This is a genomic window from Pantoea sp. AS-PWVM4 (assembly GCF_000468095.1).
Classification (GTDB): Bacteria; Pseudomonadota; Gammaproteobacteria; order Enterobacterales; family Enterobacteriaceae; genus Pantoea; species Pantoea phytobeneficialis.
Genome location: NZ_ASZC01000005.1, coordinates 177,191 through 191,451 on the forward strand (window position 1 = coordinate 177,191; position 14,261 = coordinate 191,451).

The 14,261-nt window shown below is 55.8% G+C and carries 17 protein-coding genes and 1 other RNA gene; 14 read left to right on the forward strand and 4 right to left on the reverse strand.

All coding sequences use genetic code 11. The annotated features are described in order from the left end of the window. The first annotated feature begins 8 nt into the window (after positions 1-8). From exuR to L579_RS06735, 9 genes are all read left to right on the forward strand, one after another. Positions 9-782: a transcriptional regulator ExuR gene (gene exuR, locus L579_RS06695; protein ID WP_021183520.1), complete on the forward strand. Its 774-nt coding sequence runs from the start codon at positions 9-11 to the stop codon at positions 780-782. A 322-nt stretch (positions 783-1,104) separates the two neighbouring features. After that, a complete protein-coding gene (locus L579_RS06700; protein WP_013510637.1) occupies positions 1,105-1,779 on the forward strand; it encodes a DedA family protein in 675 nt (224 codons plus the stop codon). Beyond that, positions 1,779-2,147 carry an EnvZ/OmpR regulon moderator MzrA gene (mzrA, locus tag L579_RS06705; protein ID WP_021183521.1) on the forward strand — a complete coding sequence of 123 codons (369 nt, stop codon included), beginning with the start codon at positions 1,779-1,781 and terminating at the stop codon, positions 2,145-2,147. The genes L579_RS06700 and mzrA overlap by 1 nt, the downstream gene beginning before the upstream one ends. Positions 2,148-2,319: 172 nt before the next feature. Next, positions 2,320-2,694, forward strand: coding sequence for a DUF1090 family protein (locus L579_RS06710; protein WP_021183522.1), 375 nt, complete (start codon positions 2,320-2,322; stop codon positions 2,692-2,694). A gap of 25 nt (positions 2,695-2,719) precedes the next feature. Continuing rightward, positions 2,720-3,025, forward strand: a complete 306-nt coding sequence (locus L579_RS06715; RefSeq protein ID WP_021183523.1) for a DUF883 family protein — start codon at positions 2,720-2,722, stop codon at positions 3,023-3,025. Between the two features lie 2 nt (positions 3,026-3,027). After that, positions 3,028-3,426 carry a phage holin family protein gene (locus L579_RS06720; RefSeq protein ID WP_200864654.1) on the forward strand — a complete coding sequence of 133 codons (399 nt, stop codon included), beginning with the start codon at positions 3,028-3,030 and terminating at the stop codon, positions 3,424-3,426. After that, a complete protein-coding gene (locus tag L579_RS06725) occupies positions 3,423-3,707 on the forward strand; it encodes a YqjK-like family protein (protein ID WP_021183525.1) in 285 nt (94 codons plus the stop codon). The genes L579_RS06720 and L579_RS06725 overlap by 4 nt, the downstream gene beginning before the upstream one ends. Positions 3,708-3,917: 210 nt before the next feature. Beyond that, on the forward strand, positions 3,918-4,328 hold the full coding sequence (locus L579_RS06730) for a DoxX family protein (protein ID WP_036625565.1): 411 nt from the start codon (positions 3,918-3,920) through the stop codon (positions 4,326-4,328). A 67-nt stretch (positions 4,329-4,395) separates the two neighbouring features. Next, positions 4,396-5,370, forward strand: coding sequence for a glutathione S-transferase family protein (locus L579_RS06735; protein WP_021183527.1), 975 nt, complete (start codon positions 4,396-4,398; stop codon positions 5,368-5,370). A gap of 133 nt (positions 5,371-5,503) precedes the next feature. On the opposite strand, the gene rnpB is transcribed toward L579_RS06735, so the two are convergent. After that, an RNA gene (rnpB, locus tag L579_RS23010) (RNase P RNA component class A) lies at positions 5,504-5,882 on the reverse strand. Positions 5,883-5,915: 33 nt separating this feature from the next. Continuing rightward, positions 5,916-6,779 (reverse strand): 16S rRNA (cytidine(1402)-2'-O)-methyltransferase, encoded by an 864-nt coding sequence (gene rsmI, locus L579_RS06740; protein ID WP_021183528.1) that lies wholly within the window; start codon positions 6,777-6,779, stop codon positions 5,916-5,918. A 62-nt stretch (positions 6,780-6,841) separates the two neighbouring features. Here rsmI and L579_RS06745 point away from each other — a divergent pair, with 62 nt between their 5' ends. Genes L579_RS06745 through dolP form a run of 4 tightly spaced genes read left to right on the forward strand, consistent with a single transcriptional unit; the run spans position 6,842 to position 10,435 of the window. Continuing rightward, positions 6,842-8,893, forward strand: a complete 2,052-nt coding sequence (locus tag L579_RS06745) for a penicillin-binding protein activator (protein ID WP_021183529.1) — start codon at positions 6,842-6,844, stop codon at positions 8,891-8,893. Continuing rightward, complete coding sequence (locus L579_RS06750; protein WP_013510647.1) at positions 8,851-9,246, forward strand: YraN family protein; 396 nt, start codon at positions 8,851-8,853, stop codon at positions 9,244-9,246. The genes L579_RS06745 and L579_RS06750 overlap by 43 nt, the downstream gene beginning before the upstream one ends. Positions 9,247-9,260: 14 nt before the next feature. Then, a complete protein-coding gene (gene diaA, locus L579_RS06755; protein WP_013510648.1) occupies positions 9,261-9,848 on the forward strand; it encodes a DnaA initiator-associating protein DiaA in 588 nt (195 codons plus the stop codon). Positions 9,849-9,862: 14 nt separating this feature from the next. After that, entirely contained in the window at positions 9,863-10,435 is a 573-nt protein-coding gene (gene dolP / locus L579_RS06760) for a division/outer membrane stress-associated lipid-binding lipoprotein (protein WP_021183530.1), read from the forward strand. A 29-nt stretch (positions 10,436-10,464) separates the two neighbouring features. On the opposite strand, the gene L579_RS06765 is transcribed toward dolP, so the two are convergent. Further along, positions 10,465-11,166 carry a pirin family protein gene (locus L579_RS06765; RefSeq protein WP_021183531.1) on the reverse strand — a complete coding sequence of 234 codons (702 nt, stop codon included), beginning with the start codon at positions 11,164-11,166 and terminating at the stop codon, positions 10,465-10,467. A gap of 128 nt (positions 11,167-11,294) precedes the next feature. Between L579_RS06765 and L579_RS06770 the strand changes: the two genes are divergently transcribed. Further along, positions 11,295-12,194, forward strand: a complete 900-nt coding sequence (locus L579_RS06770) for a LysR family transcriptional regulator (protein WP_013510651.1) — start codon at positions 11,295-11,297, stop codon at positions 12,192-12,194. 149 nt (positions 12,195-12,343) lie between these two features. On the opposite strand, the gene L579_RS06775 is transcribed toward L579_RS06770, so the two are convergent. After that, entirely contained in the window at positions 12,344-14,254 is a 1,911-nt protein-coding gene (locus L579_RS06775) for a BglG family transcription antiterminator (RefSeq protein WP_021183532.1), read from the reverse strand. Between the last annotated feature and the right edge of the window lie 7 nt (positions 14,255-14,261).

A 14,261-nucleotide genomic window follows, 5' to 3' on the forward strand; every position in this document is an offset into this window, starting at 1 on the left:
ACCGCGCAATGGACCTGACCGAATCCCGACGTCTTTATCAACAACTGGCCAGCGAGCTGAAACGCCGCATTGAAGCCGGAGAATACCCGGTGGGTGATAAACTTCCTGCCGAGCGTTTAATTGCTGAGGAGATGCAGGTCAGCCGTACCGTGGTACGTGAAGCGATCATCATGCTGGAAGTCGAAGGCTACGTGGAAGTGCGCAAAGGTTCAGGCATTCACGTTATTGCCAGCCAACAGCAAAACCGTATCGTGACCTCCAGCCAGTTGGAATTCGCCAGTTTTGGTCCGTTTGAATTGTTGCAGGCACGTCAGCTGATTGAGAGTAATGTCGCGGAGTTCGCGGCAACCCAGGTGACTCGCCAGGATATCATCGCGCTGATGGCCATTCAGGAGAAGGCCCGCCAGGAAGACCACTTCCGCGATTCTGAATGGGATATGCAGTTCCACGTCCGCATTGCACAATCGACGCAGAACAGCGCCTTAGCCGCCATTGTCGAGAAGATGTGGTTGCACCGCCTGCATAACCCCTATTGGCTGAAATTGCATGAGCATATTGATCAGCGCAACATCCTCAGTTGGTGCGATGATCACGATCAGATTCTGAAAGCACTCATCCGCAAAGATCCCGCCGCCAGTAAGCTGGCTATGTGGCAACATCTGGAAAATACTAAACAGATGTTGTTTAACGCTACCGCAGACGATTTTGAGTTTAATGTCGATCGTTACATGTTTGCTGAAAACCCGGTCATCCTGCCGGAAGGCACTGATAATTCCCGCTAATTTTGCTGATTTTTCCGGCAGGAAAGTCAGTTAATCTGCAATAGTGTCAGCTCATGTAAAGCTCCTTTTGACCAGTTGCATCTAAAGGTAAAACTCCTCTCTTGCGGGAACTTTCTACTGTCTCAGATCCATGATTTTTGTTACAGTTATCGCCCTTTTCTTACCCTTTGCGACAGGGCATTAAAAAGTTGCTGATTTAACAATCAATTCTGGAAGGATCCGGAAAATCCGGCTCAGCTGCGCTCCTAAAATGCATAACCAAACTGCCAGCTAGTGCTCCAGCCCTTCGGGCACGTTTAACAATGATGTTCAGGACCGATTGATGGATATTTTGCAGGCATTACTGCATGCCCTATGGCAGCAGGATTTTGAAACCCTTTCCGACCCGACACTGGTGTGGGCCATTTATGGCGTGCTGTTCATGATTCTCTTCCTTGAGAACGGCCTGCTGCCCGCTGCATTTCTGCCCGGCGATAGCTTGCTGATTCTGGTTGGCGTGCTGATCGCCAAAGGCACCATGAACTTTCCACTCACCATTCTGGTCCTGACCACCGGTGCCAGCCTCGGTTGCTGGGTTAGCTACATTCAGGGACGCTGGCTGGGGAATACCCCCACGGTACAAAAATGGCTTTCCCATTTACCCGCGCAATATCATCAACGCGCGCACAGCCTGTTCCATCGTCATGGGCTTTCCGCCCTGCTGATTGGCCGTTTTATCGCGTTTGTGCGCACTCTGCTGCCAACCATTGCCGGGTTATCTGGCCTCAGCAATGCGCGTTTCCAGTTCTTTAACTGGGTGAGCGGTTTGCTGTGGGTAGTGATCCTTACAGTGCTCGGTTTCGCACTTGGCAAAACCCCCATTTTCCGTCGCTATGAAGACGAATTGATGTTTTGCCTGATGATGCTTCCCCTGGTGTTGCTGGTGTTTGGTCTTGTCGGGTCACTGGTGGTGTTGTGGCGTAAACGTCAGTCTGATCAGAATGGGAAATCACAGTGATGAAAATTCTGACCCGCATCCCAAGGCGTCTTCTGCCCTGGTTGTTGGGCGCTGCGCTGGCTCTCGTTGCCATCAGTTTCGCCCCTGCGCTGCTGAGCCATGAAACTGTGGTGCAGATTCGCGTTGCCAACAGCGGCACCCCGCTGCCGGATGGCTTCTATCTGTATCAGCAACTCTCCGCCCAGGGCGTGCGCATTAAAAGCATCACGCCTTCTGGTGATGCATTGGTGATTCATTTCGAAAACGAAGAGCAAAGCCTGGCCGCGCAGAAGGTACTGCGTCGCCTGCTGCCACAGGGTTTTGTTGTGGCCGCCGGTCATCAGGCATCGCAGCAAAATCAGGACCCCAGTCGTCTGACTTACAGCTAAATTGCGTCGTCCGGATACTCGTCCGGGCGACCACAACCCTCGCTATCCCCGCGTCTTCTTTGAATTTTTTCATCCGCTGTCTATGCTTAAAGGTAGCGCGAGCACAAGACAAGCTGGGAAGCCTCTCCTGCCCGGTTTGCGGCAGGTCATTCACAAAGGAAGGTTTTACCTGATGAAACGTCAATTACTCCTGGGTGCTGTTCTCCTCTCCCTCTCCGGCTCACTTCTGGCAGCAGAGTCACTATGTCAGCAGAAGGAGCAGGACATTCAGCGCGAAATTGGTATGGCAAAGCAGCATGATAACCAGCGCCGGGTAAACGGGCTGGAGCGTGCGCTAACCGAAGTGCGCGCCAGTTGTACCGATGAAAAACTGAAAGCTGCACATCATGAGCGTATTGAGGCGCAAAAGCATGATGTCGCCGAACGTGAGCGTGAGTTGAAAGAAGAGCGCCAGGAAGGTAATGACAAAGAGAAGATCGCTAAACGCGAGCGCAAGCTGGAAGAAGCGCAGCACGAGTTAAAGCAACTCGAAGCTGAACGCTATTAATATTATGATGTAAAAGGAGATTTTCATGGCTAAAGACACAACATCAGAACATTTGCGTGCCGAACTGAAAAACCTGGCCGACACCCTGGAAGAAGTACTGAGCAGCACCGGCGAGAAGTCAAAAACTGAGCTGGATAAATTGCGTCAGAAAGCCCGCGAAGCCCTCGACACTTCGCGTGAACGCCTGGGCGAGTCTGGCGAACGCCTGGCGCAATCCACCCGCGAAGCCGCACATAAGGCAGATGATTACGTGCGTGAAAATCCCTGGCACGGCGTCGGTATTGGTGCTGCGGTGGGTGTGGTCATCGGCATTCTGCTTTCACGGCGTTAATGATGAGTGACAGTCAGCAAAGCCACGGCCCGGGCAAAGGGGTCATCAACATTGGTCAACGTATCGTTACCACGTTGGTCAGTATCGTTGAGACACGCGTCCGCCTGGCAGTGGTGGAACTGGAAGAGGAAAAAGCCAACCTGATTCAGATGCTGATGATGGTGGGCCTTACCATGCTGTTTACCGCTTTCGGGTTAATGAGCCTGATGGTGCTGATCATCTGGGCGGTGGATGCGCAATATCGGCTGATGGCGATTGCGATTACCACTGCCGTCCTGTTCCTGCTGGCGCTGATTTTTGGTGTCTGGACACTGCGTAAATCCCGCCAGTCCACACTGCTGCGCCATACGCGCAAAGAGCTGGATACCGATCGCAAACTGCTGGAGGAGCATCGCTCATGAGCCGCCGCGAGCGCGAAGCACGCATCCACGCATTGCTGAATCAGGTACAACAGCAACGGCTGGATCTGAGCGCAGCCAGGCGTGACTGGCTGGAGAGCACCGCGCAGTATGATCGGGGCTGGCTCACTTTCCTCAGTGTGCGCCGCTATCTGGCGATTGGTAGCAGCGCGCTGGCAATCTGGTCAATTCGCAGCCCTAATCGGCTACTACGCTGGGCGAAACGCGGCTTTGGGCTGTGGAGCACCTGGCGGATGATCAAATCAGCGCTGCCACCACGTTAGGCTAACTCCTTCTGACAACGGACCTTTTTCAGGTCCGTTTTTCCTTTAATCAGAATTCCTGAACAACATCGACAGATTATCTCGCTTACAACCTTTCCAACCCGCGATTATCATCTCTAGCCATCAGCCCAATGAATCACAAGACGTGATTCGACGGGATACATTGCCGCAGGCCAGCAACCTGCAATAAAAACCTTGTTGGAGTAGATGATGAAAAAATTCGAAGATTCTGGCCTGTTACTGGCACGCGTTCTGATGACCATTCTGTTTATCACCGCTGGCTGGGGCAAACTGACCGGTTATGCAGGCACCGCACAGTACATGCAGTCAATGGGCGTCCCTGGCTTCCTGTTGCCGCTGGTGATTCTGCTGGAACTGGGTGGCGGTCTGGCGATTCTGTTCGGCTTCCTGACCCGTTTCACGGCACTGTTTACTGCCGGCTTCACCATTCTGACGGCGTTCCTGTTCCACAGTAACTTCGCTGAAGGTGTTAACCAGCTGATGTTTATGAAAAACCTGTCAATCGCTGGTGGTTTCCTGGTGCTGGGGCTGGTTGGTCCAGGCGCATACAGCATCGACCGTCTGATTCGTCAGCGTTTCCAGACTGCAACCGCACGCTAAGTACACAAGCAGCGTATACTGAAAAGGGGCGAGGATATTCCTCGCCCCATTTTTTTATGGAGGGCTTATGGGACAACTGATTGACGGTGTCTGGCATGACACCTGGTACGATACGAAGTCAACCGGTGGCCGCTTCAAACGTACAGAAGCGGTGTGGCGTAACTGGGTTACCGCTGATGGCAGCGCGGGTCCCACCGGGAAAGCCGGTTTTGCCGCCGAACGCGACCGCTATCATTTATACGTTTCACTCGCCTGTCCGTGGGCGCATCGTACTCTGCTGATGCGCAAGCTGAAGGGACTGGAAGAGATGATTTCCGTGTCGGTGGTACATCCGCTGATGCTGGAAAATGGCTGGACCTTCGACGACGATTTCCCCGACGCTACCGGCGATTCGCTATATCAGAACGAATACCTGTATCAACTCTATCTGCATGCCGATCCTCACTACAGTGGGCGCGTTACCGTGCCAGTGCTGTGGGACAAACATCAGCACACCATTGTCAGCAATGAATCGGCCGACATCATTCGGATGTTGAATAGCGCGTTTGATGCGCAGGGCGCACGCGCTGGCGATTACTACCCCGAGGCGTTGCGGCCACAAATTGATGAGCTGAATAGCTGGATTTACGACACGGTAAACAATGGCGTGTATAAATCGGGCTTCGCCACTTCGCAGGCTGCTTATGATGAATCGGTAACGGCGCTGTTCCATTCACTGGCGCGCCTGGAGCAGATCCTGGGTCAGCATCGCTATCTGACCGGCAATCAATTAACCGAAGCCGATCTGCGCCTGTGGACCACCCTGGTACGTTTTGATCCGGTATATGTCACGCATTTCAAGTGCGATCGCCACCGGATCAGCGATTATCGCAACCTCAGCGGCTTTCTGCGTGATATTTACCAAATGCCAGGGATTGCCGAAACCGTCAATCTGCCGCATATCCGTCATCACTATTATTGCAGCCATAAGACCATTAACCCGAGTGGGGTGATCTCGCTTGGACCGGCATTTAACTGGGATGAGCCGCACGGACGGGGATAAATTCGTAGCGGCGCGATTTATCGCGCGGATTTTTCTGGTACCGCGCACGGAATAGCGCGATAAATCGCGCCGCTACGGTTCAGTGCATGCTGAAAAACAAAAACCCCGCCGAAGCGGGGTTTTTGCATTAAAAAGTCGAAACTGACCGATAAGCCGGGTTCTGTCGTGGACAGTCATTCATCTAGGCCAGCAATCGCTCACTGGCTCAAGCAGCCTACCCGGGTTCAGTACGGGCCGTACCTTGTGAACCCCTATTTGGCCTTGCTCCGGGTGGAGTTTACCGTGCCGCGAACTGTTACCAGCCGCGCGGTGCGCTCTTACCGCACCCTTTCACCCTTACCTGATCCCATTACTGGGCCATCGGCGGTTTGCTCTCTGTTGCACTGGTCGTAGGCTTGCGCCCCCCAGGCGTTACCTGGCACCCTGCCCTATGGAGCCCGGACTTTCCTCCCCTCTGCCCGTCTCCCCCCGAAGAGGGACGACGACAAAGCGGCGACTGTCTGGTCAGCTTCGGCGCGGGATAATAGGCGATCCGCCGTCGTTTGTCACGCCTCTTGCTGATCGAGTGCGTAGCGATACAGTGCGTTCTTCTTCACACCGTGAATTTCCGCCGTCAGCGCAGCCGCCTTCTTCAAGGGCAGCTCCTGTTGTAGCAGCGCCAGGGTGCGCAGCGCATCTGCCGGTAAGGCTTCTTCATCGGCCTTATGGCCTTCCACCACCAGCACCATCTCTCCTTTGCGGCGATTTTCATCTTCCAGCACCCAGGCCAATAGCTCGGCCACTGGCGCACCGTGCAATGACTCCCAGGTCTTCGTAATTTCCCGCGCCAACACCACATAACGTTCAGCCCCCAGCTCACTGACCATATCCTGTAAGCTATCGATTAAACGGTGGGTCGATTCGTAGAAGATTAGGGTGCGCGGCTCCTGCGCCAGAGCACGTAAAGCATCACAGCGCGCCTTGGTTTTCGCCGGCAGAAACCCTTCGTAACAGAAACGATCGGACGGTAATCCCGCTGCGCTTAATGCTGTAATCGCCGCGCAGGCACCCGGTAAGGGCACCACGCGGATACCCGCTTCACGGCAACGACGCACCAGATGATAACCGGGATCGTTGATTAACGGCGTTCCGGCATCAGAAACCAGCGCAATGCTTTGGCCTTCCTGCAATTTGGCCAGCAGCACTTCGGCTTTCTGCTGCTCATTGTGGTCGTGAAGTGCGAACAGTCGCGCATTGATGGCGAAATGTTGTAGCAACAGCCCGGTATGACGTGTATCTTCCGCAGCGACCAGATCGACGCTCGCAAGCACCGTTAACGCACGCTGCGTAATATCACCCAGGTTACCGATCGGGGTAGGAACGATATAGAGCGTGCTGGCAGAAATGTCTGCCCGATCGAGTTGTTTCATTGTTTCATCCGAATTGCCGATTTAATATTGAGCATCTAGAAAAAAACATCACTGGATACAGTATGCTTCCTTCAAAAGTCTTACGTCGTAAAGCAGGACGCTTTGTACCTGTTCTTCTCGCTGGGCTAATTTTAGCCGCCTGTAGCGGTCAGGGACCACAGCAAACGTCTTCCGTCAATGTTCAGGGTCCGATCACGGCCCAGTCTGACTATTACCTGCAACAGGTGCAGCAAAGCAGCGATGATAGCAAGACCGACTGGCAATTACTTGCCATCCGTGCCTTGTTGAAGGAAGGAAAGTATCCACAGGCCAGCGATCAGATCAAACAATTGCCGCAGCAGCTCTCTGATGTGCAGCAGCAGGAATTACAGTTGCTGCGGGCGCAGATGCAGATTGGTCAGCAGGATTTCAACGGTGCACAGCAACTGTTGAGCCAGGTGAAAACCGACGGTCTGTCGCAGGATCAACAGGCGCGCTTCTACGGCCTGCAAATCGCAGCCGCCCAGAATCGTCCCTCGCTGGCATTGCTGCGCGCCTATATCGCTCAGGAACCGCTGCTGAAAGCGGCCGATCACCAGAGCAATATTGACGCCACCTGGCAGGCGCTGACGCAGATGACCAAAGATCAGCTCAACAGCCTGGTGATCAATGCCGACGAGAATACCTTGCAGGGCTGGCTGGATCTGCTCAACACCTGGCATACCAACAGCCAGGACCCGGAAATGCTGAAAGCCGCCATCAAAGATTGGCAAACACGCTATCCGCTCAATCCGGGTGCCAAAACCCTGCCGACCGCCCTGAGCCAGGTGCAGAACTTTAGCAAAGCTTCGACCAGCACCATCGCGTTGCTGCTGCCGCTGAATGGTCAGGCGCAGATCTTCGCCAACGCCATTCAGAAAGGCTTTAACGATGCGAAAAACGGTGTGCTTGCCGCCCCGGCCGCAACCCCACAACCACAGCCGACAGCGACCCCGGCCAGCGCGGATGCCAGCGCCCAGCCGCAGCCAGCCGCTGCAACGCCAGATGCGACCGCCAATACCGTAGTCAGCCCGGCCGCTGCTGCCATCACCCCGGATCAAAGCACCCAGCCGCAACCTGCTGCTGCACCTGCCCCGGCAGCCAGCGCAGGCGATAGCAATGCCCAGGTCAAGGTGTATGACACCAGCAGTCAGCCGATTCAGCAGGTGATGCAGCAGGCGCAGCAGGATGGCGCAACCATCGTCGTCGGCCCGCTGTTGAAAAGTGATGTAGAGACTGTCGCTAACAGCAACTCGCCGCTTAACGTACTGGCCCTGAACGAGCCGGAACAGATCCAGAACCATCCGAATATTTGTTACTTTGCGCTTTCTCCTGAAGACGAAGCGCGCGATGCCGCCCACCATATGTGGGATCAAGGCAAACGCCAGCCGCTGCTGCTGTTGCCGCGTAACAGTTATGGCGATCGTGTTGGTAAGGCCTTTGCGCAAGAGTGGCAGACGCTGGGTGGTTCGACCGTGTTGCAACAGCGTTTTGGTTCCGTCAGCGAGCTGAAACAGGGTATCAACAGCGGTGCCGGTATCAACCTGAGTGGCACGCCGCTGGTGGTGGAACCCGCACAGCCACAGGGCGTATCGATTGCCGGATTGAACATCCCGGCGCCGCAGACCAGCGCCCCGGTAGCCGATACCAGCGGTGGCAGCCTTGATGCGGTGTATATCGTCGCCAACCAGGATGAGCTACAGCTGATCAAGCCGATGATTGCGATGCGTACCAGCAGCCGCAACAATATCGCGTTGTACGCCAGCTCACGTAGCTTCCAGGCCGGTGCAGGTCCGGACTTCCGTCTGGAGATGGATGGCTTACAATTCAGTGACATTCCGCTGCTTTCGGGTAGCAACCCGGTGCTGATGCAGCAAGCGGCGAAGTCGTTTAACAATGATTATTCGTTGGTACGCCTGTACGCAATGGGCATTGATGCCTGGACGTTGGCGAACCACTTTAACCAGATGCGCCAGGTTCCTGGCTTTGCCATTGATGGCAACACCGGCAAGCTGAGCGCCACCCCGGATTGCGTGATCAACAGGAAGTTGGCATGGAACCAGTATCGTCAGGGACAAATCGTTCCGGTACAGTAAATCGCCAGCGCATTGGCGCTGAGCAAGAGCAGCAGGCGCGCCGCTATCTGGAGCGCGCCGGGCTGCAATGGATTGCCAGCAATGTTCGCTGTCGCAGCGGTGAGATTGACCTCATCATGCAGGATGGCGACTGCTGGGTCTTTGTCGAAGTGCGCTATCGACGCGATGCGCGTTTTGGCGGTGCAGCCGCCAGCGTAACGCGTCAGAAACAACAAAAGCTACTCCGTACCGCAGCGCTATGGCTGCTGGGACGTAACGGCAGTTTTGACACGGTAAATTGCCGCTTTGACATCATAGCCATTACCGGGCGCGAGCTGGAGTGGCTGCCCGATGCCTTTCATGCCGATGTGTAGAACCAGGTGGTCTTGTGCAGGACAGAATTAAAGCGTGTTTTACCGAAAGTATTCAGACTCAAATCGCTGCCGCCGAGGCGCTGCCGGATGCCATTTCCCGCGCGGCCATGACGTTGGTGCAGTCGCTGCTGAGCGGTAACAAAATCCTTAGCTGTGGTAATGGCGCGTCAGCGGCCAACGCCCAACATTTTGCCGCCAGTATGATCAACCGGTTTGAGACCGAACGCCCCAGCCTGCCCGCGCTGGCGCTCAGTGCCGACAACGTAATGCTGACGGCGATTGGTAACGATCGGTTGCACGATGAAATTTATGCCAAGCAGGTGCGAGCGCTTGGCCAGGCCGGTGATGTTCTGCTGGCCATTTCCACCCGTGGCAACACCCGTGACATTATTAAAGCGGTTGAAGCTGCGGTTACACGCGATATGACCATCGTGGCGCTGACCGGCTACGACGGCGGTGAGCTGGCTGGCCTGCTCGGCCCACACGATGTGGAAATTCGCATTCCGTCACATCGCAGTGCGCGTATTCAGGAGATGCATATGCTGACGCTGAACTGCCTGTGCGATTTGATCGATAACACCTTGTTCCCCCACCAGGAATGACTGAAGGAGCTAAGATGAAAGCATTGAACGCTGTCGCCATTCTTTTCACCGCCATGATGTTGCAGGGCTGCGTTGCTGTCGTCGCTGGCGGTGCCGCAGTAGCCACCAAAACCGCCACCGATCCCCGCACCGTGGGCACCCAGGTGGATGACGGTACGCTGGAGTTACGCGTCAGCAACGCGCTGGCAAAAGATGAACAGATCAAAAACCAGGCACGCGTCGTAGTGACCGCCTATCAGGGCAAAGTGCTGCTGACCGGTCAGTCACCGTCGGCGGATCTCGCCAGCCGCGCGAAACAGATCGCGATGGGTGTCGATGGCGCGACTGAGGTGTACAACGAAATCCGTACCGGTCAGAAAGTCAGCCTCGGTACATCCTCTAATGACACCTGGATCACCACCAAAATCCGCTCACAACTGCTGGGCAGCGATCAGGTGAAATCGTCGAACGTGAAAGTGACCACCGAAAACGGCGAAGTGTTCCTGCTGGGTCTGGTGACACAACAGGAAGCGGCAGCGGCGGCGGATATCGCCAGCCGGGTAAGCGGTGTGAAGCACGTCACCACCGCCTTTACCATTCTGAAATAAACCTTCAGGGCGGCATCAGCCGCCCTTTTTTACACCGGTATATCAATCACCAACGCACGTAACGGCGTTTTCGCCTGCAACGTAATCTGCTGTTCTTCTGCCAGAAATGCCCCATCGCCACAGCTTAGCTTTTCCTGATGCGCGCTGCTCGCCTGCACATCCAGCGATCCGTGGATCGATTGCAGATAGGCGCGTGGACCGTTCAGCTTCACGCTATGTTGCTCGCCGGGAGCCAGCGTTACCTGATGAATCCACACCTGCTGACGCAGCTGTAAACTGCCTTCCGCACCGTCTGGCGAAGCCAACAGGAAAGAGGTCTGCTCGGGCAGCGACATTTTCTGCAACAACGGATTCTCGCGTTCCGGGCACGCCGACAGCCACAGTTGCATACGTGTCAGCGGTTGATCTTTGCTGAGATTGATTTCGCTATAGCTCACGCCCTGGCGCGCCGACAACAGCAGCGCTTCACCGGCACGGGCGATAATATGGTTGCCCTCGCTGTCGCGGTACTCCGCCTCGCCCTGTAGTACCAGGTTGAGGACATCAACCTGAGGATAGGTGCGGGGCTGGAAGGCAGCACCGGGTGCCAGCACTTCCTGATTGAGCACGCGCAGTGAGGCATAGCCCATCAGTTTCGGATCAAAATAGTGGCCAAATGAGAAGCTGTAACGCGCCTGCAACCAACCGAAATCGGCCTGGCCACATGCTGACGCGCAGCGGGTTGTCATCATGATTTACCTCCGACGCTCTGCGGGATGATACGGCCGCAGGTTTATAGGATTATGGTAAAAGGCTGGACGCCGGATTGTTAGCCAGTTAATCTGCCTGGCATGTTCAAATTTCCTGACAGAGAATCGGCATGGCAAAAGAGCGCGCGTTAACCCTGGAAGCTTTACGTGTGATGGATGCTATTGACCGGCGCGGCAGCTTTGCGGCTGCGGCCGACGAGCTGGGACGTGTACCTTCCGCATTGAGCTACACCATGCAGAAGCTGGAAGAGGAGCTGGATGTCGTGCTGTTTGACCGCTCCGGTCACCGCACTAAATTCACCAACGTAGGACGCATGCTGCTGGAACGTGGCCGCGTGCTGTTGGAAGCCGCCGACAAACTCACCACCGACGCCGAAGCGCTGGCGCGCGGTTGGGAAACCCATCTCACCATCGTCACCGAGGCGCTGGTGCCCACCGAACACCTGTTCCCGCTGGTGACCAAACTGGCGGACAAAGCCAATACCCAAATATCCCTGGTGACCGAAGTGCTGGCCGGTGCCTGGGAGCGGCTGGAGCAGGGGCGTGCCGATATCGTCATTGCGCCGGATATGCATTTCCGCGCCTCAACGGAAATCAACACCCGCAAGCTGTACAGCATGATGAGCGTGTATGTCGCCAGCCCGGACCATCCCATTCATCAGGAAGCGGAGCCACAATCTGAGGTGACGCGTGTGAAGTATCGCGGCATTGCGGTGGCCGATACCGCGCGCGAGCGCCCGGTGTTGACCGTGCAGTTGCTGGACAAGCAACAGCGCCTGACGGTGAGCAGCATGGAAGACAAACGCAAAGCGCTGCTGGCCGGACTGGGTGTGGCGACCATGCCTTATTCGCTGGTGGAGCAGGATATCGCCGAAGGACGTCTGCGCGTGGTGAGTGCGGAATATACCCGCGAGGTGGATATCATTATGGCGTGGCGCCGCGACAGCATGGGTGAAGCGAAAGCATGGTGCCTGCGCGAGATCCCGCGTTTGCTGGCGAAGAAAGGTTAATCAGCATCGCTGATTAACCTTTCCGTAGCGGCGCGATTTATCGCGCAATTCCGTGCGCGATTTATCGCGCGGTTCCGTGCGCGATGCAGGAAAAATCCGCGCGATAAATCGCGCCGCTACGAACAACGCATTACGCAATAATCGCGCCGTTACAGGCGACTCAAACAATCCATCGCCACGGCCTTGAAGCTGACAAAATCGCCGCAGTCACGCAACCGGGCGGTTGCGCGTTCGCGCAGGAAAGTGACGAACAGGTCATAAATCGCCATCGCCTCTTCATATTCACTTTTGCTGATGGCCAGCAGGAAAATCACCGAGGCGGTTTCATCGCCCCAACTGATGCCCTGCGGTGCCAACACGGTGTACACCACGGTTTTCTTCGCCAGCAGACCCAGCGAGTGCGGCAGCGCAATCCCCTCCCCCAGCATGGTGCTGACAATCGCTTCACGTTCCTCAACCGAGGGATAAAAATCGTCTTCCACATAGCCTTCACGCTGAAGCTGGTTGCACAGCTGATGGAACAGCGCCGATTGCGTCATCGGCTGGTCCACCACCAGAAAATGCTGTGCATCGAAGTATTTTTCCAGCATATAAGGCCGGGTACGATCCACCAGCACCAGTTTGCCGAGCTGCTCAAGCTGGAATTCCGTTGGGAACGGCGACATCACCACCACCGGGCTGTTTTTCTCACGCAAGCGGGTGGTTGAGATAACAAAATCTTCATCAATAACCGCAAGCGCCTCGTATTCACGTAGCGACAGGCGGCCCGTCACCTGCAACTGGGGATACTTACGCAGCAGCATCGCTTCAATCATGCGCAAGGTAGAGTTACCGCTGTCACACACCAGCAACACCTGGGGGTGACGCTGATAGCCCACATCATAGTGACGCTCCAGCCCGACGCCGATATGCAGCACCAGAAAACCGATTTCGTTTTCGCTGATGCTGTAAGGGGTATATTTCCCCCAACTGGTGACCGCCGCCAGCGTCATGTCGTAGGCCATCGGGTAATGCTGCTTGATATTACTCAGTAGCGGATTGGGGATATGGATCTGGTAACGCACCCGGGTGATCATGGTTTTGATATGGGTGAGCAGATCGGCACGCAACTGTTCATCCTGTTGCAGACGATAGTTGTAGTGCGTGTTGATGTAATTCAGCAGGTAATCGACCAGCGCATCCGCATCATCGGCATTGATGGTGCTGGGGGCCAGTGCCTGAATCTGGCGGGCAGCGATGTTGACGCGCAGCCAGTTCTCTTCCGCCTGAGAGATCGGTTTGCCCACCAGCGGCCGCATCAGGTTAACCAGTTGCTGCGCGGCTTCACGCACCTCCTCGCCGACATCCTCCGCACCCGGATCGTTCAGCGGAAAACCTTCGCTGATGCGCCGTACTGCTACCGCGCAATAGATTTGCAGATAGCGTTCACCTTCATCGCTGAGGCGAATGGCGTGCTGCGAGAAACAATGCTGAAGCAGCGGTTGCAACTGCTCCAGCATGCCGCTGTGTAGCGTTTCCACCGTTAACAGCGGGCTGTCCGGCGTATCCTGGTCGATTTGCCACAGCAAATCAGTCAGGCAGGTGCGAATCGCCGCTTCGCTGCCGAACAGCTTCATTCCGTAACGCGGTTTGGTTTCGATATTCAGATGATAACGCCCGAACCATTCACGCACCTCGGCCATGTCGCTTTGCAGGGTCGCGCGGCTGACAAACCACTCTTCCGACAAATCTTCCAGCTTCAGCGAATATGCAGCGGTGAGAAAACGACTGAGCAGATAACGCACCCGTTCCTGTGAAGTACGCGGCACGCGCAGCGGTGCCGCGGTTTGTGCCTGGAGCTGACCAAAACGCAGCGCGTCCTCCACCTTCAGTTGATAACCCTCGCCACGCGCCAGCACGAACTGCGCACCATGCTGCGCCAGCAGCGCGTTAAGCGCCGTGATATCGGTGCGCACCGTGCGAGTGGACACGGAAAAACGTCGCGCCAGCTCATCCTGCGGCAGCGTTTCGGTTTGCAGCGCAGCGAAAAGTTGGGCCAGACGCTGGTTGGGAAATCTCACGGGCTTC